This window comes from Terrabacter aerolatus, assembly GCF_007991735.1.
Lineage (GTDB): Bacteria > Actinomycetota > Actinomycetes > Actinomycetales > Dermatophilaceae > Terrabacter > Terrabacter aerolatus.
The window spans coordinates 67790-84820 of record NZ_BJYX01000017.1; the positions used below are offsets into that span (position 1 = coordinate 67790).

Here is a 17031-nt window from a genome sequence, read left to right on the forward strand (position 1 = left end):
CGCTTCCCCAGGCCGGGTGGGCGCCGGACCTCAGCCGTTCGTATAACTACAGTGCCCATTCGACTGGATCAAACTGCCCACTCGATTGGTCGAGGTGCCCACCCGACGAGGTGAGCGTGAGGGGGTGAGTCAGCCGACGCGGTCGACGACGCTCATCGCGAGGGCCTGCAGGGCCGCCTTGGCGTCACTGTCGGGCAGCGGGTCGAGCAGGGCCTGCGCCTCGCGGGCGACGGCATACGTCTCCTCGCGCGCCTGCGTGAGGGCCGGGTGGGCGCGGAGCAGCTCGAGCGCCTCGGTGACGCCGGCCTCGTCGGTCGACAGGTCGGCGTCGAGCAGCTCGAGCAGCCGCGCGTCGCCGCGGTCGCTCGGGTCGGCCATGGCGCGGAAGCGCAGTACGGCGAGCGTGTCGACCCCTTCGCGCAGGTCGGTGCCCGGGATCTTGCCGCTGTCGTCAGCGTCGGACGCGATGTCGATGAGGTCGTCGGCGAGCTGGAAGGCGATGCCGACCTTCTCGCCGTAGGAGCGCATGATCTCCACCGTCTCGGCCGAGCCGCCGCTGAACATGACGCCGTAGCGGCCGGCCGTCGCGATGAGCACGCCCGTCTTGTCGGCGAGGACACCGAGGTAGTAGTCGACGGGGTCGACGCCCTCGGGGCAGGCACGGTCGTCGCGGATCTGCCCGGAGCAGAGCCGAACGAAGGTCTGGGCCTGGATGAGCACCGCCTCGGCGCCGAGTCCCGCCACGAGCTCGGACGCCTTGCCGAAGAGCAGGTCTCCGACGAGGATCGCCGTCGAGTTGTCGTAGGCCGCGTTGACCGAGGCCACGCCGCGACGCACGGTCGCCTCGTCCATGACGTCGTCGTGGTAGAGCGAGGCGAGGTGCGTCAGCTCCACCCCCGCAGCCGCCGCGACGACGTCGTCGTTGATCCCGTCGCCGAGCTCGGCGGCGAGCAGCGTCAGCATCGGTCGGAACCGCTTGCCGCCCGCCTCGACGAGGTGGCCGGATGCCTTGGCGATGAAGGGGTCCGAGTGGTCGACGACCTGCGCCAGCAGGCCGTCGACCCGGGCCAGCCCGTCACGCAGGCGTGCCGACAGGTCCGCGGTGGCCCCGGGGATGCCCAGGACCGGCGGGGTGGCGTGCGTCGTCATCGAGGCCCGTGACCGTGCTGCCGCGTCGGAGACGTCATCGGACGAACTGCGACGCGCGGTCGGCCAGGTCGAGCAGGGCCGACGGCAGGACACCGAGGGCGAGCGTCACGAGCGTGCCGATGGCGATCGAGAAGGTCGTCGACACCGAGGGCGTCACGACCTCGACGGCGTCGTCGGGCGCGTCGCTGAAGAACATCAGCACGATGACGCGGGCGTAGACGAAGACCGTGATCGCGCTGCAGACGACACCGACGACCGCGAGGACCGTGCCGGTCGCGCCGCCCGTGCCGACCGCCGCCGAGAACACGCCGAACTTCGAGACGAAGCCCGACGTGAGCGGGATACCGGCGAAGGCCAGCATGAGGAAGGCGAAGGCGCCCGCGACGACCGGGTAGCGCTTGCCGAGCCCCGCCCACTGCGACAGGTGCGTGGCCTCGGCGCCGTTCTGGCGCACGAGCGAGACGATGGCGAAGGCCGCGATCGTCGAGAAGCCGTAGGCGACGAGGTAGAAGAGCACCGCGCCGACGGCCTTGCGGTCGAAGGCGAGCACGCCGACGAGGATGAAGCCCGCGTGCGCGATCGAGGAGTAGGCGAGCAGGCGCTTCATGTCGGTCTGCGTGACCGACAGCACCGCACCGACGACCATCGTCAGCAGGGCGACGAGGACGAGGGCGTTGGTCCACTCCCAGCGGCCGGTGTCGAGGCCGACGTAGGCCAGGCGCAGGATCGCACCGAACGCGGCGGCCTTGGTGCAGGCGGCCATGAAGCCGGTCACCGGGGTCGGCGCGCCCTGGTAGACGTCCGGCGTCCACGCGTGGAAGGGCACCGCGCCGACCTTGAAGAGCAGGCCGACGAAGACGAGGAACGCACCGGGCAGGAGCAGGCCGTTCATCGCGAGCGGTCCGGCGGCGATCGCCTTGGAGAGGTCACCGAAGTAGACCGATCCCGCGTAGCCGTAGAGCAGCGCCGTGCCGAAGAGGAAGAACGCCGAGCTGAACGCGCCGAGCAGGAAGTACTTCAGCGACGCCTCCTGCGAGAGCAGACGACGACGACGGGCGAGGCCCGAGAGGATGTAGAGCGGCAGCGAGAGCACCTCGAGGGCGACGAACATGCCGATGAGGTCGTTCGTCGTCGGGAAGAGCATCATGCCGAAGATCGCGAACATCGTCAGCGGGAAGACCTCGGACGTCAGCGCACCCGCGCGGGCCGCAGCCGTCTCGGTCGCCGAGCCAGGCGTGGACGCACCGCTGGGCGTGAACGCGTCGGGACCGATGCCGCCGAAGCGCTCGGCCATCGTCAGCACGCCCAGGACGCCCATGAGCAGGATCGTGCCCTGCATGAACAGCGCCGGTCCGTCGATGGCGAGGGCGAAGAGCTGCCGGTTGCTCGAGCCGTCCGTCAGGCCCATCGTCAGGCCCTGGTGCTTGGCCGCGACGGAGATCGAGGCCGCCGCCGCGAGCAGCCCGACGACCGCGAGGGTCACCTGGATCGCGTGGCGACGCTCGCGAGCCGCGAAGGCCTCGACGAGGACCCCGACGAGCGCCGTACCGAAGACGATGAGCAACGGCAGGATCGCGAGGTAGTCGACGTTCGACTGCTGGAACGCTGCGGGAAGCGTGGGCAGCGCCAGCGGAGCGACGGCGGTCACTTCGAGCTCCCTTCGGCCACGGTGCCGGCCGGGTTGAGGTTCGGAATGGCTTTCTGGACGTGCGAGAGGGTCTGGTCGACCGCCGGGTTGATGACGTTGAGCGCGAGGTTCGGCAGGAAGCCGAGCACGACGAACGCGGCGATCAGCGGGGCGGCGACGAGCTTCTCGCGCGTCGTCAGGTCGCGCACGGCGGTGAGGCCGCGGCGGGCCGGCTCGTCGAGCCGCTCGTGCTCGCGCTCGCCGACGAGGCCCTCGGGCTTCGGGCCGGTCATGACCTTCTTGTACATGAGCAGGATGTAGAGCGCGGCGAGGATGATGCCGGCCGTCGCGATGACGGCGGCCACCGGCTGCGTCGGGAAGCTGCCCACGAGCACGAGGAACTCCGAGACGAAGCTGCTGAGGCCCGGGAGCGCCAGGCCCGACAGGCCCGCGACGAGGAAGATGCCCGCCAGAGCCGGCGTGATCCGCTGCCAGCCGCCGAAGTCGGGGATGCGCTTGCTGCCCCGTCGGCGCACGAGCATCGCGGCGAAGAGGAAGAGCGCCGCCGTCGAGAAGCCGTGGTTGACCATGTAGAGCGTGGAGCCCGCGTGGCCGACGTTGGTGAACGCGAAGATGCCCAGCACGATGAAGCCGAAGTGGCTCACCGACGTGTAGGACACGAGACGCATCATGTCGGTCTGGCCGATGGCGAGCAGCGCGCCGTAGATGACCGACAGCACCGCGAGAGCCACGACGACCGGGGTCGCCCACTGGCTGGCCTCGGGGAAGAGCTGGAGGCAGAAGCGGATCATCCCGAACGTGCCGACCTTGTCGAGGACACCGACGAGGAGCGTCGCCGTGGCCGGCGAGGACTCGGTCGCGGCGTCGGGCAGCCACGTGTGGAACGGCACCATCGGGGCCTTGACCGCGAAGGCGAAGAAGAAGCCGACGAAGAGCAGGCGCTCGGTGGTCGGGTCCATCTGGAGCCCGGTGAGGCGCTCGATGAGGAAGCCGTCCGTGCCGCCGGGGCCCTGCAGGTAGAGGGCGATGACGGCGACGAGCATGATGAGCCCGCCGGCCAGCGAGAAGAGCAGGAACTTCATCGCGGCGTACTGCCTGCGCGGACCGCCGAAGCGCCCGATGAGGAAGTAGACCGGGATGAGCATGGCCTCGAAGAAGACGTAGAAGAGGAACACGTCGGTGGCGGCGAACACCCCGACCATGAACGTCTCGAGCACGAGGATCAGCGCGAAGTACGTCTTGACGCGCTGGCCGCCGCGGGGGCCGGCCTCCTCGGGCACGTCGTGCCAGGCGGCGAGCAGGCAGACCGGGGTCAGCACGAGCGCCATGAGGATGAGCACGAGCGCGATGCCGTCGACGCCGAGCGAGTAGCTGACGCCGAACTGCGGGATCCACGAGTGCTGCTCACCGAGCTGGAACTGCTTGCTCGACGCACGGTCGAACTGCGTCGCGGCGATGATGCCGACGACGAGCGTGACGAGCGAGAAGCCGATCGCCATCCGCTTGGCGTTCTCGGCGCTCCCCGGCACGAAGGCCACGACGAGCGCGCCGACGAGCGGGATGAGGCCGAGGATCGTCAGCCAGGGGACGGTGGACATTGCTGTCATCAGGACATCACCCAAAGAGCACCGAGGATGGCGACGACACCAGCGAGCATCGTCAGGGCATAGGAGCGTGCGAAGCCGTTCTGCAGCTTGCGCAGGCGGGAGCTCGTCCCGCCGACGAGGGCGGCGAGGCCACCGGCCGCACCGTCCACGCCCTTGCTGTCGGCGAAGACGAGCGAGCGCGTGAGGTGGATGCCGGGTCGCATGAGGATGGCCTCGTTGACCTGGTCCTGGTAGAGGTCCCGGCGGGCAGCCTGCGTCAGCAGCGAGCCGGCAGGGGCCGTGGCCGGCACCTCGTCACGCCAGTAGCGCAGCCACGCGAGCGCGATGCCGCCGGCGACGAGGAGCAGCGTCAGGGCCATGAGGACCGGCACCGGGATGACCGGGTGGGCGCCCTCGGGCTCGGCGCCGGTGATCGGCTCGAGCCAGGAGGTGAACAGCCCCGTCGGGCCGATGATGAGGCCGAGGAAGGCCGAGCCGGCCGCGAGGACGATCATCGGGACGGTCATGAGCTTGGGCGACTCGTGCGGGTGCACGTCGTCGGTCCAGCGCTTCTTGCCGTGGAAGGTCATGAAGAACAGGCGCGACATGTAGAAGGCGGTGATGCCCGCGCCGATGAGCGCCGTCAGGCCGAAGACCCACGGGCGCCACCCCTCGCCGATGAAGGCGGCCTCGATGATCTTGTCCTTGGACCAGAAGCCCGAGAACGGGGGCACACCGAGGATCGCCAGCCACCCGAGCGCGAAGGTCGCCCACGTGATCTTCATGGCCCCGGACAGGCCACCGAAGCGGCGCATGTCGACCTGGTCGTTCATGCCGTGCATGACCGAGCCGGCCCCGAGGAACATCCCGGCCTTGAAGAAGCCGTGCGTCAGCAGGTGGAAGATCGCGAAGGCGTAGCCGACCGGGCCGAGGCCCGCGGCGAGCATCATGTAGCCGATCTGGCTCATCGTCGACGCCGCGAGGGCCTTCTTGATGTCGTCCTTCGCGCAGCCGACGATGGCACCGAAGAGCAGCGTGATGCCACCGACGATGACGACGACGAGCTGCGCCGTGGGCGCCGCCTCGAAGATCGCCGACGAGCGCACGACGAGGTAGACACCGGCCGTGACCATGGTCGCGGCGTGGATGAGGGCCGACACGGGGGTCGGGCCGGCCATGGCGTCACCGAGCCAGCTCTGCAGCGGGAACTGCGCGGACTTGCCGCAGGCACCGAGCAGGAGCATCAGGCCGATGGCCGTCATGAAGCCCTGGTTGGCGTTGCTGCCGGCCGCGCCGAGCACCGTCTGGAAGTCGACCGCGCCGAAGTGGAAGAACATCACCATGATCGCGACGGACAGGCCGAAGTCACCGACGCGGTTGGCGACGAACGCCTTGTTGGCCGCGGTCGCGTAGGCCGGGTTGTAGTTCCAGAAACCGATGAGCAGGTAGCTCGCGAGACCGACGCCCTCCCAGCCGACGTAGAGCAGCAGGTAGGAGTTGGCCAGGACGAGCAGCAGCATCGCCGCGACGAAGAGGTTGAGGTAGGCGAAGAAGCGACGACGGTCGGGGTCGTGCTCCATGTAGCCGAGCGAGTAGACGTGGATGAGCGAGCCGACGAAGGTGATGAGCAGCACGAAGACCATGGACAGCTGGTCGACGAGCAGGCCCGCGCTCACCTTGAACGAGCCGGCGGCGACCCAGTCGAAGAGGTTGATGCCGACGGCGCGGTCGCCGGCGCCACGGCCGAGCATCGCGACGAAGACGATCGCACCCACGACGAAGGCACCCCACGAGAGGCACGTCGCGAGCAGCGGACCGAACTTGTCGGTGCGGCGGCCGCCGAGCAGCAGGACGGCGGCGCCGAGGAGCGGCAGCGCGACGAGGAGCCACGCGTATGCCGTCACCCCGCTGGCGGCGTGCGCCTCACCTTCGTGCGTGGCGAGGCCCACGGCATACGTGCTCAGCGTGCTCGGCGAGCTCGCGAGCGTCTGGACGAGAGTTCCCATTCTGGCCGGCGCTCCTTACAGCTTCAGCAGGTTGGCGTCGTCGACCGAGGCCGAGCGGCGGGCGCGGAAGATCGCCATGATGATGGCGAGCCCGACGACGACCTCCGCGGCTGCGACGACCATGACGAACAGGGCCATGACCTGCCCGTCGAGGGCGCCGTGCATCCGGGAGAAGGTGACGAGCGCGAGGTTGGTCGCGTTGAGCATCAGCTCGACACCCATGAAGACGATGATCGCGTTGCGTCGCGTCAGCACGGCGGCCGCGCCGATCGCGAAGAGCAGCACCGCGAGGTAGACGTAGTGCATCGGGCTCACTTGGACCGACCTTCCTCGATCTCGCGCTCCATGTGGCGCTCGACGTCCTTGAAGCCGTCGGTCGTCGCGACCTGGTCACGGGCCACGAGGACGCGCGAGACCGACAGGTCGCTCGGCGTGCCGTCGGGCAGCAGCGCCGGGGTGTCGACCGCGTTGTGGCGGGCGTAGACACCCGGCGCGGGCAGGCCCGCGACGTTCTTGTTGTCGCGCACGCGCTTGGCGGCCCACTCGGCCTGCGTGATGCGCGGCGTCAGCCGCTCGCGGTGCGCGAGGACCATGGCGCCGAGGGCGGCGGTGATGAGCAGCGCGGACGTGACCTCGAAGATCCAGACGTACTGGCCGAAGATCAGCTCGGCGAGGCCGGTCACGTTGCCGGTGTCGGCGTTGGTCGAGACCACCTTGTCCATGCCGGTCTGCACGCTCTGCTGGTCGATGACGACGCGGCCGAGCGAGAAGATCAGGACCCCGGCGAGGCCGACGACGAGCAGCAGGGAGGCCCACCGCTGACCCTTGATCGTCTCGACGACCGAGTCGGAGGAGTCGACGCCGACGAGCATGAGCACGAAGAGGAAGAGCATCATCACGGCGCCGGTGTAGACGAACACCTGCACGATCCCGAGGAAGTCGGCCTTCTGCATGATGTAGAAGATCCCGAGGATCACCATGACGAGCGCCATGCCGAGGGCGGCGTGGACGGCCTTCTTGGCGAAGAGCAGGCCCAGCGCGGCGATGACCGCGATCGGGGCGAGCAGCCAGAAGCCGACGGCTTCGGCGGTGGAGGTCACGGGTTGGCCCCTTCCCTGGTCTCTGCGGCGGTCGGGTGGGACGAGTGCACGAGGTCGTGGACCCCGGGCACCGAGGCGCCCACGTTGCCCGGGCCGTCGGCGTAGGCGTCGTCCTCGTCGCCGTCACGGGCGTCGCGGGCGTCGACGAAGGCGCGCTGGGCGGCGGTCGGCTCGCTGACCTTGCCCTGGTAGTAGTCGCGCTCCTCGAGCCCGTCGGACATCGGGAACGGCGGAGTGAGCATGCCGCCCTGCAGCGGCGCGAGCAGCTGGTCCTTGGTGAAGATCAGCTTGCCGCGGTCGTTGTCGGCCAGCTCGTAGAAGTTCGTCATCGTCAGGGCGCGCGTGGGGCAGGCCTCGATGCACAGGCCGCAGAAGATGCAGCGCAGGTAGTTGATCTGGTAGACGCGGCCGTAGCGCTCACCGGGGCTGAACCGACCCTTGCCAGCCTGCTCGAGCGGTGTGTCGTCGTTGTCCGCGCCCTCGACGAGGATCGCGTCGGCCGGGCAGGCCCACGCGCACAGCTCGCAGCCGATGCACTTCTCGAGCCCGTCCGGGTAGCGGTTGAGCTGGTGACGACCGTGGAAGCGGGGCGCCGTGGGGCGCGGCTTCTCGGGGTACTCCTCGGTGGCGACCTTGCGGAACATCGTGGAGAACGACACCCCGAAGCCGGCCACGGGCGCGAAGAGCTCGGAGAGGAACCCCTTCTCGCGCTGGTCCTCCCCCGGTCGCTGGTTGCGTGGCGTGCCGACCTCCGAGCCCTTGCCGGGGCTCTGGGGCGACACGTCCTTGCCGACGGTGTCGTCAGCCATGGTCCTCCTCCTTGACGGCGGTCGAGGTGCTCGGGCTGGCAGTGATGGACGCGCTGGAGGCGCTCGTGAGCACCGGCTCGCGCGACGAGCTCAGGCGGTGACCCGACGGCGTCGGCTCGACGAGACGCTGGCCGGGCAGCGGCGGCACGGGGTAGCCGTCCTCGAAGGGGTCGATCTCCTCCGGCGGCGCCTCGTCCTCGGCGGCGGCGCGGGCGGCCCGCTTGTCGTCCCAGATCCAGGCGGCGGCGAGCGCGATGACGGCGACGATGCTGACGATGACGACGGTCGCGACGGACAGCTCGCGTCCGGCGAAGGTCAGCTTGCTGTCACCGAGGAAGCCGAGCTGCGCGCCGCGGATGAACGCGACGGCGACGACCCAGGCGAGGGTGATCGGGATGAGGAACTTCCAGCCGAAGCGCATGAACTGGTCGTAGCGCACGCGCGGCAGGGAGCCACGGAGCCAGACGAAGACGAACATGAACATCCACAGCTTGGCGGTGAACCACAGCAGGCCCCACCAGCCACCACCGAGCATGTTGTCGTTGATCGCCGAGATGATCGGCGGGGCCTGCCAGCCACCGAGGAACAAGGTGGTGGCCAGGGCCGCGACGGTGAACATGTTGATGTACTCGCCGAGGAAGAACATCGCGAAGCGCATCGAGGAGTACTCGGTGTGGAAGCCACCGGTCAGCTCGCCCTCGCCCTCGGCGAGGTCGAAGGGCAGACGGTTGGTCTCGCCGACCATGGTGATGACGTAGACGGCGAAGCTGAAGAACGCCGGGAGGATGTACCAGAGCGAGCTCTGCGCCGACACGATCGCCGAGGTCGACATCGACCCGCTGTAGAGGAAGATCGCGACGAGCGAGAGGCCCATGGCGATCTCGTAGCTGATGACCTGGGCGGTCGAGCGCAGGCCACCGAGCAGCGGGTAGGTCGAGCCGGAGCTCCAGCCGGCGAGGATGATGCCGTAGACACCGACCGAGGCGACGGCGAGCACGAGCAGCACGGCGACGGGGACGTCGGTCAGCTGCAGCGGCGTCGTGTGGCCGAAGATCGACACGGTGCCGCCGAGCGGGATGATCGCGAACGACACGAAGGCCATCGTCGCGGCGATGAGCGGCGCGAGGGTGTAGATGACCTTCTCGGCGCGAGCGGGCGTGATGTCTTCCTTGAGCATCGACTTCATGCCGTCGGCGAGCGTCTGCAGCAGACCGAACGGCCCGTTGCGGTTGGGCCCGGGACGCTGCTGCATGCGACCGATGACGCGGCGCTCGAACCAGATGACGAGCAGCGTCGAGATCAGCAGGTAGACGAAGATGACGACGGCCTTGATAAGCGAGAGCCACCAGGGGGTGTCGCTGAAGTCGGCCGTGGGGTTCTCGGTCATGGGCAGCGTCGCCGCCACCCCGTATGCGGTCAGGCCGAGGCTCATGCCGCACCACCCTTCGTGACGTGGACGCGGCCGCCGGCTTCGGTGCCGAGGCCCGAACGGATCGAGCAGTCCTTGGCGTTGGTCGGGAGCCACACGACGCCGTCGACCATGTCGTCGGCGACGACCGCGGGCAGCGTGACGCTCCCCGTGGGGCCCGTGACCATGACGTGGTCGCCCTCGTCGAGACCGAGGGAGGCCGCCGACGAGGCGGAGAGCCGGGCGACGGCGCGCGGCGCGGTGCCGGCGAGGAACGGCTCGCCGTCCTGCATCCGGCCGGCATCGAGCAGCGTGGCCCAGCTCGACAGGACGAAGTCGCCGCTGCCGTCGGGCACCGAGGCGTCCCGCTGGCCGGCCGGGGCGACCGTGGCACGAGTGCCGCCCCACGGCCCGAGGGCCTCGAACTGCGCGTGGATCTCGCGCTGCGTGCGGGTCTCGAGGAAGAAGCCCATCTCGCTCGCGAGCATGTCGAGCGCCCGGTGGTCGCTGACGGCGTTGCTCTCGAGGGCCTCCTCGAAGGCGCGGACGCGGCCCTCCCAGTTGACGTAGGTGCCGGTCTTCTCGGCCTGCGGCGCGACGGGCAGCACGACGTCGGCGACGGCGGTGACCGGCGACTCGCGCAGCTCGAGCGAGACGACGAACGCCTTCTCGAGGGCTGCTGCGGCCGCGGGGTCACCGAGGTCGGACGGGTCGACGCCGGCGACGACCAGGGCCTCGATCTCGCCGGCGGCAGCGGCCGCGACGATGCCGGCCGTGTCGCGGGCCGGGGTGGCGGGGACCTGGTCGACGTCCCAGGCCCGGGCGACCTCGGCACGGGCCGCGGCGTCGGCGACGGGACGGCCACCGGGCAGGAGCGCGCCGAGCGCACCGGCCTCGAGGGCACCGCGCTCCCCCGCCCGACGCGGCACCCACGCGAGGCGGGCACCGGTGGCGGCGGCGAGGTCGGCCGCGGCGCGCAGGGCGCCGGGTGAGGTGGCGAGGCGCTCACCGACGAGGATGACGCCACCGGCGGCGAGGGCGTCGCGGGCCGGGGCCCCGAGCTCTGCCAGGGCGGCGGCCTCGTGACCGGGAACGGTGGGCAGCAGGGTGCCGCCCAGCTTGGTGAGGCCGCGCGTCGCGTGGGACGACACGGCATACACCTGCGTCTTGTGCTTGCGGAAGGCCTTGCGCAGGCGGAGGAAGACGATGGGGCTCTCGTCCTCCGGCTCGAAGCCGACGAGCAGGACGGCCGGGGCCGTCTCGAGGTCGGCGTACGTCACCGAGCCGGCTTCGGAGCCGGTGGCGACGACGTGTTCCGCGAGGAAGGCGACCTCCTCGGCCGAGTGCGGCCGCGAGCGGAAGTCGACGTCGTTGGTGCCGAGCACGACGCGCGCGAACTTGCCGTAGGCGTAGGCATCCTCGGCGGACACGCGCCCGCCGACGAGCACGCCGGAGGCCGAGGCCCGCGAGAGGCCGGCGGCGGCAGCGGCCAGGGCCTCGGGCCAGCCGACGACCTTGAGCTCGCCGCTCTCGTCACGCACCATCGGCAGCTCGACGCGGTCGGGCAGCGTGGCGTAGGTGAAGGCCCAGCGACCCTTGTCGCAGTTCCACTCCTCGTTGACCGCCTGGTCCTCCGCGGCCATCCGGCGCAGCACGACGCCGCGACGGTGGTCCGTGCGGATGGCGCAGCCGCTCGCGCAGTGCTCGCAGACCGACGGGGTCGACACGAGGTCGAACGGGCGGCTGCGGAAGCGGTAGGCCGCACCGGTCAGCGCACCAACCGGGCAGATCTGGACGGTGTTTCCGGAGAAGTAGCTCTCGAAGGGCTTCTCCTCGTAGATGCCGATCTGCTGCAGCGCGCCACGCTCGACGAGCGCGATGAACGGGTCACCGGCGACCTGGTCGGAGAAGCGGGTGCAGCGGGCACAGAGCACGCAGCGCTCACGGTCGAGCAGCACCTGGGAGGAGATGTTGACCGGCTTGGGGTAGGTGCGCTTGACGTCCTCGAAGCGCGACACCGGGCGACCGGCGCTCATCGCCTGGTTCTGCAGGGGGCACTCGCCGCCCTTGTCGCAGACCGGGCAGTCGAGCGGGTGGTTGATGAGGAGCAGCTCCATGACGCCCTGCTGCGCCTTGTCGGCGACCTTGGACGTGTGCTGCGTGTTGACGACCATGCCCTCGGACACCGTCATCGTGCACGAGGCCTGCGGCTTCGGCATGGGGCGCACGTTGCCCTCGCGGTCGGGCATCGCCACGTCGACGAGGCACTGGCGGCAGGCGCCGACCGGGTCGAGCAGCGGGTGGTCGCAGAAGCGCGGGATCTCGATGCCCACGGTCTCGGCCGCGCGGATCACGAGCGTGCCCTTGGGCACGCTGACGGGCACGCCGTCTATCGTGAGCCCGACGTGGTCGGGGTTCGGGGGCACCTGCGCGTTGCCGCCCTTGTCGACGGCGTTGCCGCCTGCGGACGGGGAGGTCGTGACGGTCATGCGGACACCATCCCGCTGGACTCCTTGGTCTGGACCGGGGTCTGGACAGTGAAGAGGACCGACTTCTCCGGCGGGAACAGCTCGTGGGCCGGCGTGTGCATGCCGGCCTCGAACTCCTCGCGGAAGTACTGCACGGCCGAGGTGATCGGGCTCGTGGCCGCGTCACCGAGAGCACAGAAGCTGCGGCCGAGGATGTTGTCGCAGATGTCGACGAGCTTGTCGATGTCGTCCTGCGTCCCCTGGCCCGCCTCGATGCGGTTCATGATCTGGCGCAGCCACCAGGTGCCCTCGCGGCAGGGCGTGCACTTGCCGCAGGACTCGTGGGCGTAGAAGTCGGTCCACCGGGCGACGGCGCGCACGACCGAGACGGTCTCGTCGAAGACCTGCAGCGCACGGGTGCCGAGCATGGAGCCGGCCGCGGCGACCGAGTCGAAGTCGAGGGGCACGTCGAGGTGCTCCTCGGTGAAGATCGGCGTCGAGCTGCCACCGGGCGTCCAGAACTTCAGCTTGCGGCCTCCGCGCATCCCGCCCGCGAGCTCGATGAGCTCGCGCATCGTGATGCCGAGCGGCGCCTCGAACTGGCCGGGGTTGGTCACGTGGCCCGAGAGGCTGAAGATGCCGAAGCCCGTGGACTTCTCGGTGCCCATGCCCTTGAACCAGTCGGAGCCCTCGAGGATGATCCCGGGCACCGAGGCGATGGACTCGACGTTGTTGACCGACGTCGGGCGGGCGTAGAGGCCCGCGGCGCCGGGGAACGGCGGCTTGAGGCGCGGCTGGCCGCGGCGACCCTCGAGCGAGTCGAGCAGCGCCGTCTCCTCGCCGCAGATGTAGGCACCGGCACCGGCGTGCACGGTGATGTCGACCGTGACGCCCTTGCCACCGACGTTCGTGCCGAGGTGGCCCGCGGCGCGAGCCTCCTCGACGGCGCGCAGCAGGCGGCGGTAGACGTGGACGACCTCGCCGCGGAGGTAGATGAACGCGTGCTCGCAGCCGATGGCGTACGAGGCGATGATGACGCCCTCGATGAGCGCGTGCGGGTTGGCCATCATGAGCGGCACGTCCTTGCACGTGCCCGGCTCGGACTCGTCGGCGTTGACGACGAGGTAGCGCGGTCCGCCGTCGGGCGGGCTCATGAACGACCACTTCATGCCGGTCGGGAAGCCGGCGCCACCACGGCCACGGATGCTCGAGTCCTTGACGGCGTCGATGATCGCCTGCGGCTCCATCTCGAGCGCCTTGGTCAGGGCCTTGTAGCCGTCGTGGCGCTCGTAGGTGGCGAGGGTCCAGGACTGGGGGTCGTCCCAGAACTTCGTGAGGATCGGGGTCAGGGTGTCGGTCACTTCGCGTCCTTCCCGTCTGCCTGCGCACCGGGCGCGGTCCAGCCGCGCTCGTTGGCGATCTTGAGGCCGAGCAGCGACGCCGGGCCGGCGCCCACGCCCTCGTCGGCGCGGCCGTCCTCGAAGCCCGCGAGGACCCGCGAGACCTCCTTGAAGGTGCAGACCTTGGCGGCGCCGCGCGTCGGCGCGACGTCCTTGCCGGCCCGCAGGTCCTCGACGAGGCCGATGGTGCTCTCGGGCGTCTGGTTGTCGAAGAACTCCCAGTTGGCCATGACGACCGGGGCGTAGTCGCACGCGGCGTTGCACTCGACGCGCTCGAGGGTGATCCTGCCGTCCTCGGTCGTCTCGTCGTGGCCGATGCCGAGGTGCTCGGAGAGCCGGTCGAAGATGAGGTCGCCGCCCATGACCGCGCACAGCGTGTTGGTGCAGACCCCGACGGTGTAGTCACCGTTGGGGTGGCGCTTGTACTGCGTGTAGAAGGTGGCGACACCGCTCACCTCGGCCTCGGTGAGGTCGAGCACCTCGGCGCAGAAGCTCACGCCGCGTCCCGTGACGTAGCCGTCGACGGACTGCACGAGGTGGAGCAGGGGCAGCAGCGCCGAGCGCTTCTGCGGGTAGCGCGCGATGACCTCGGCGGCGTCGACATGCAGCTTCTCGAGGACGTCGGCGGCATACGGCGCCTTCGACTCGGAGCTGACGTGCAGGTGGCCTGAAGCGTCGTGGCCGCTCAACGGTCCACACCTCCCATGACGGGGTCGATCGAGGCCACGGCGACGATGACGTCGGCGATCTGGCTGCCTTCGCACATCGCGGCCACGGCCTGCAGGTTGTTGAAGCTCGGGTCGCGGAAGTGCGCGCGGTACGGGCGCGTGCCGCCGTCGGAGACGACGTGGCAGCCCAGCTCGCCCTTCGGCGACTCGATGCCGACGTAGGCCTGGCCGGCCGGCACGCGGAAGCCCTCGGTGACGAGCTTGAAGTGGTGGATCAGGGACTCCATCGAGGTGCCCATGATCTCGCGGATGTGGTCGAGGCTGTTGCCGAGACCGTCGCTGCCGAGCGCGAGCTGCGCCGGCCACGCGATCTTCTTGTCGGCCACCATGACGCTGGCATGCTCGCCCTCGCTCGCCTGGAGGCGGTCGGTGGCCTGCTCGATGATCTTCAGCGACTCGTACATCTCGTCGATGCGGATGCGCAGGCGGCCGTAGGCGTCCTGGCTCGTGCGGGTCTTGACCTCGAAGTCGTAGGTCTCGTAGCCGCAGTACGGGTCGAGCTTGCGCAGGTCGTGCGGCAGTCCGGTCGAGCGCAGCACGGGGCCGGTGATGCCCAGGGCCATGCAGCCGGCGAGGTTGAGCACACCCACGTCGACCGTGCGGCCCTTGAGGATGGGGTTCTCGTTGAGCAGCGCCTCGAGCTCCCCGAGGCCACGACGGACCTCCGGGACCATCTCGCGCAGGGCGTCGATGCAGCCGGGCGGCAGGTCCTGGGCCACACCGCCGGGGCGGATGTAGGCGTTGTTCATGCGCAGGCCGGTCACCATCTCGATGACGCGGAGCAGTCGCTCGCGCTCGCGGAAGGCGACGGTCATGACGGTCGTCGCGCCCATCTCCATGCCACCGGTGCCGAGGCAGATGAGGTGGCTGCTGATGCGCGTCATCTCCATCATGAGCACGCGGATGACGTTGGCGCGCTCGGGGATGTCGTCGGTGATGCCGAGCAGCTTCTCGATGGCGAGGCAGTACGCGGCCTCCTGGAACATGGGCGTCAGGTAGTCCATGCGCGTGCAGAACGTGACGCCCTGCACCCAGGTGCGGTACTCCATGTTCTTCTCGATGCCGGTGTGGAGGTAGCCGATGCCCGCGCGGGCCTCGGTCACCGTCTCGCCGTCGATCTCGAGGATGAGGCGGAGCACGCCGTGCGTCGACGGGTGCTGCGGCCCCATGTTGACGACGATGCGCTCCTCGCCGAGCGAGGTGGCCTCGTCGACGAGGTCGTTCCAGTCGCCGCCGGCGGCGTTGAAGACGTGCGCGCCCTCGCTGGCCTGCTCGTCGGCCACGGACGTGGCGTAGACGTCGTTGGCGCCGGGGTCCGGCACCTCGGTCTGGGTGAACTCGGTGTGCGTGCTCATCAGTTGTACGACCTCCGCTGGTCCGGCGGCGGGACGGTGGCGCCCTTGTACTCGACGGGGATGCCGCCGAGAGGGTAGTCCTTCCGCTGCGGGTGGCCCGGCCAGTCGTCGGGCATGAGGATTCGGGTGAGGGCCGGGTGGCCGTCGAACTCGATGCCGAACATGTCCCACGTCTCGCGCTCGTGCCAGTCGTTGGCCGGGTAGACGGAGACGATCGACGGGATGTGGCGGTCGTCGTCGGGGCAGCTGACCTCGACGCGGATCCGTCGTCCGCCGTGGGTGATCGACAGGAAGTGGTAGACCGCGTGCAGCTCCTCGCCGGAGCGGTTCGGGTAGTGCACGCCGGAGACGCCGGTGACGATCTCGAAGCGCAGCGAGGCGTCGTCGCGCAACACCCGGGCCACGGCCACGAGGTGCTCACGGCGCACGTGGATCGTCATCTCGCCGCGGTCGACGACGACACGGTCGACGGCCTCGGCGTAGGAGGCGGTGCCGCCCACGAGACCGCGCTCGAGGTTGTCGGCGATCTCGTCGAAGTAGCCGCCGTAGGGGCGCTCGGAGGCGCCGGCGACGAGGATGGGACGCACGAGGCCGCCGTAGCCGGTGGTGTCGGCACCGGCCGTGGCGCCGAACATGCCGTGGCGGACGCCGACGACCTCGGGCTCGGCGGGCGTGCGGTCCTGGGCCAGCTCGACCTCGTGGGACGTCAGGCCCGAGGACTGGTCCGTCGTCGTGTCGGCGACCACGTCGCCCTTCGCGTTCTTGTCGCCGTCGCTCATGCGAGCAGGCCCTTCATCTGGTGCGTCGGCGTCGCGGAGAGCGCGGCGGCCTCGGCGGCCTTGGCGGCGGCCTCACGGTTGACGCCGAGCGGCGAGGTCTCGATCTGGTGGTGCAGCTCGATGATCGCGTTGAGCAGCATCTGCGGACGCGGCGGACAGCCCGGGAGGTAGATGTCGACCGGGATGATGTGGTCGACGCCCTGGACGATCGCGTAGTTGTTGAACATGCCGCCCGAGCTCGCACAGACACCCATGGAGATGACCCACTTGGGGTTGGGCATCTGGTCGTAGACCTGGCGCACGACGGGGGCCATCTTCTGGCTCACGCGTCCGGCCACGATCATCAGGTCGGCCTGGCGCGGCGTCGCCGAGAAGCGCTCCATGCCGAAGCGGGCGATGTCGTAGTCGGGCGTGCCGACGGCCATCATCTCGATGGCGCAGCAGGCGAGGCCGAACGTGGCCGGCCAGATCGATGCCTTGCGCATGTAGCCGGCGAGGCCCTCGACCGTCGAGAGCAGGAACCCGGCTGGGAGCTTCTCTTCGAGACCCATTGCTTACTCCTTAACCTTCCTGGTGAAACCCGGTGGACGCGTGC

General features: G+C 69.9%; 14 protein-coding genes. All 14 read right to left on the bottom strand.

The window, feature by feature from the left end:
- Nucleotides 1-129 precede the first annotated feature (129 nt).
- The 14 genes from TAE01_RS15035 to TAE01_RS15100 are packed head-to-tail and all read right to left on the bottom strand — an operon-like array spanning nt 130 to nt 16987.
- Complete coding sequence (locus tag TAE01_RS15035) at nt 130-1149, bottom strand: polyprenyl synthetase family protein (protein WP_147067631.1); 1020 nt, start codon at nt 1147-1149, stop codon at nt 130-132.
- A gap of 34 nt (nt 1150-1183) precedes the next feature.
- On the bottom strand, nt 1184-2797 hold the full coding sequence (gene nuoN / locus TAE01_RS15040; RefSeq protein ID WP_147067632.1) for an NADH-quinone oxidoreductase subunit NuoN: 1614 nt from the start codon (nt 2795-2797) through the stop codon (nt 1184-1186).
- Nucleotides 2794-4395, bottom strand: coding sequence for an NADH-quinone oxidoreductase subunit M (locus TAE01_RS15045; RefSeq protein WP_147067669.1), 1602 nt, complete (start codon nt 4393-4395; stop codon nt 2794-2796). Before TAE01_RS15045 ends, nuoN begins: the two co-directional genes overlap by 4 nt.
- An 8-nt stretch (nt 4396-4403) precedes the next feature.
- Entirely contained in the window at nt 4404-6389 is a 1986-nt protein-coding gene (gene nuoL / locus TAE01_RS15050) for an NADH-quinone oxidoreductase subunit L (RefSeq protein ID WP_147067633.1), read from the bottom strand.
- 15 nt (nt 6390-6404) lie between these two features.
- Nucleotides 6405-6695: an NADH-quinone oxidoreductase subunit NuoK gene (gene nuoK, locus TAE01_RS15055; protein ID WP_371860843.1), complete on the bottom strand. Its 291-nt coding sequence runs from the start codon at nt 6693-6695 to the stop codon at nt 6405-6407.
- A gap of 5 nt (nt 6696-6700) precedes the next feature.
- A complete protein-coding gene (locus tag TAE01_RS15060) occupies nt 6701-7489 on the bottom strand; it encodes an NADH-quinone oxidoreductase subunit J (RefSeq protein WP_147067634.1) in 789 nt (262 codons plus the stop codon).
- Entirely contained in the window at nt 7486-8298 is an 813-nt protein-coding gene (gene nuoI / locus TAE01_RS15065; RefSeq protein WP_147067635.1) for an NADH-quinone oxidoreductase subunit NuoI, read from the bottom strand. The genes TAE01_RS15060 and nuoI overlap by 4 nt, the downstream gene beginning before the upstream one ends.
- Complete coding sequence (gene nuoH, locus TAE01_RS15070; RefSeq protein WP_147067636.1) at nt 8291-9730, bottom strand: NADH-quinone oxidoreductase subunit NuoH; 1440 nt, start codon at nt 9728-9730, stop codon at nt 8291-8293. Before nuoH ends, nuoI begins: the two co-directional genes overlap by 8 nt.
- Nucleotides 9727-12195 carry an NADH-quinone oxidoreductase subunit G gene (locus TAE01_RS15075; RefSeq protein ID WP_147067637.1) on the bottom strand — a complete coding sequence of 823 codons (2469 nt, stop codon included), beginning with the start codon at nt 12193-12195 and terminating at the stop codon, nt 9727-9729. The genes nuoH and TAE01_RS15075 overlap by 4 nt, the downstream gene beginning before the upstream one ends.
- Nucleotides 12192-13535, bottom strand: a complete 1344-nt coding sequence (gene nuoF, locus TAE01_RS15080; RefSeq protein ID WP_147067638.1) for an NADH-quinone oxidoreductase subunit NuoF — start codon at nt 13533-13535, stop codon at nt 12192-12194. Before nuoF ends, TAE01_RS15075 begins: the two co-directional genes overlap by 4 nt.
- Complete coding sequence (gene nuoE / locus TAE01_RS15085; protein WP_147067639.1) at nt 13532-14263, bottom strand: NADH-quinone oxidoreductase subunit NuoE; 732 nt, start codon at nt 14261-14263, stop codon at nt 13532-13534. The genes nuoF and nuoE overlap by 4 nt, the downstream gene beginning before the upstream one ends.
- Entirely contained in the window at nt 14260-15657 is a 1398-nt protein-coding gene (locus TAE01_RS15090) for an NADH-quinone oxidoreductase subunit D (RefSeq protein ID WP_222594143.1), read from the bottom strand. The genes nuoE and TAE01_RS15090 overlap by 4 nt, the downstream gene beginning before the upstream one ends.
- Nucleotides 15657-16436, bottom strand: coding sequence for an NADH-quinone oxidoreductase subunit C (locus tag TAE01_RS15095; protein WP_147067640.1), 780 nt, complete (start codon nt 16434-16436; stop codon nt 15657-15659). The genes TAE01_RS15090 and TAE01_RS15095 overlap by 1 nt, the downstream gene beginning before the upstream one ends.
- On the bottom strand, nt 16433-16987 hold the full coding sequence (locus TAE01_RS15100) for a NuoB/complex I 20 kDa subunit family protein (protein ID WP_147067641.1): 555 nt from the start codon (nt 16985-16987) through the stop codon (nt 16433-16435). The genes TAE01_RS15095 and TAE01_RS15100 overlap by 4 nt, the downstream gene beginning before the upstream one ends.
- Nucleotides 16988-17031: the final 44 nt, after the last annotated feature.

Coding starts and splice junctions, on each gene's coding strand:
- TAE01_RS15075 (WP_147067637.1), bottom strand. CDS start 12,195: ATGACCGTCACGACCTCCCCGTCCGCAGGCGGCAACGCCGTCGACAAG.
- nuoI (WP_147067635.1), bottom strand. CDS start 8,298: ATGGCTGACGACACCGTCGGCAAGGACGTGTCGCCCCAGAGCCCCGGC.
- TAE01_RS15095 (WP_147067640.1), bottom strand. CDS start 16,436: ATGAGCGACGGCGACAAGAACGCGAAGGGCGACGTGGTCGCCGACACG.
- TAE01_RS15090 (WP_222594143.1), bottom strand. CDS start 15,657: ATGAGCACGCACACCGAGTTCACCCAGACCGAGGTGCCGGACCCCGGC.
- nuoH (WP_147067636.1), bottom strand. CDS start 9,730: ATGAGCCTCGGCCTGACCGCATACGGGGTGGCGGCGACGCTGCCCATG.
- nuoL (WP_147067633.1), bottom strand. CDS start 6,389: ATGGGAACTCTCGTCCAGACGCTCGCGAGCTCGCCGAGCACGCTGAGC.
- TAE01_RS15035 (WP_147067631.1), bottom strand. CDS start 1,149: ATGACGACGCACGCCACCCCGCCGGTCCTGGGCATCCCCGGGGCCACC.
- TAE01_RS15045 (WP_147067669.1), bottom strand. CDS start 4,395: ATGTCCACCGTCCCCTGGCTGACGATCCTCGGCCTCATCCCGCTCGTC.
- TAE01_RS15100 (WP_147067641.1), bottom strand. CDS start 16,987: ATGGGTCTCGAAGAGAAGCTCCCAGCCGGGTTCCTGCTCTCGACGGTC.
- nuoK (WP_371860843.1), bottom strand. CDS start 6,695: ATGCACTACGTCTACCTCGCGGTGCTGCTCTTCGCGATCGGCGCGGCC.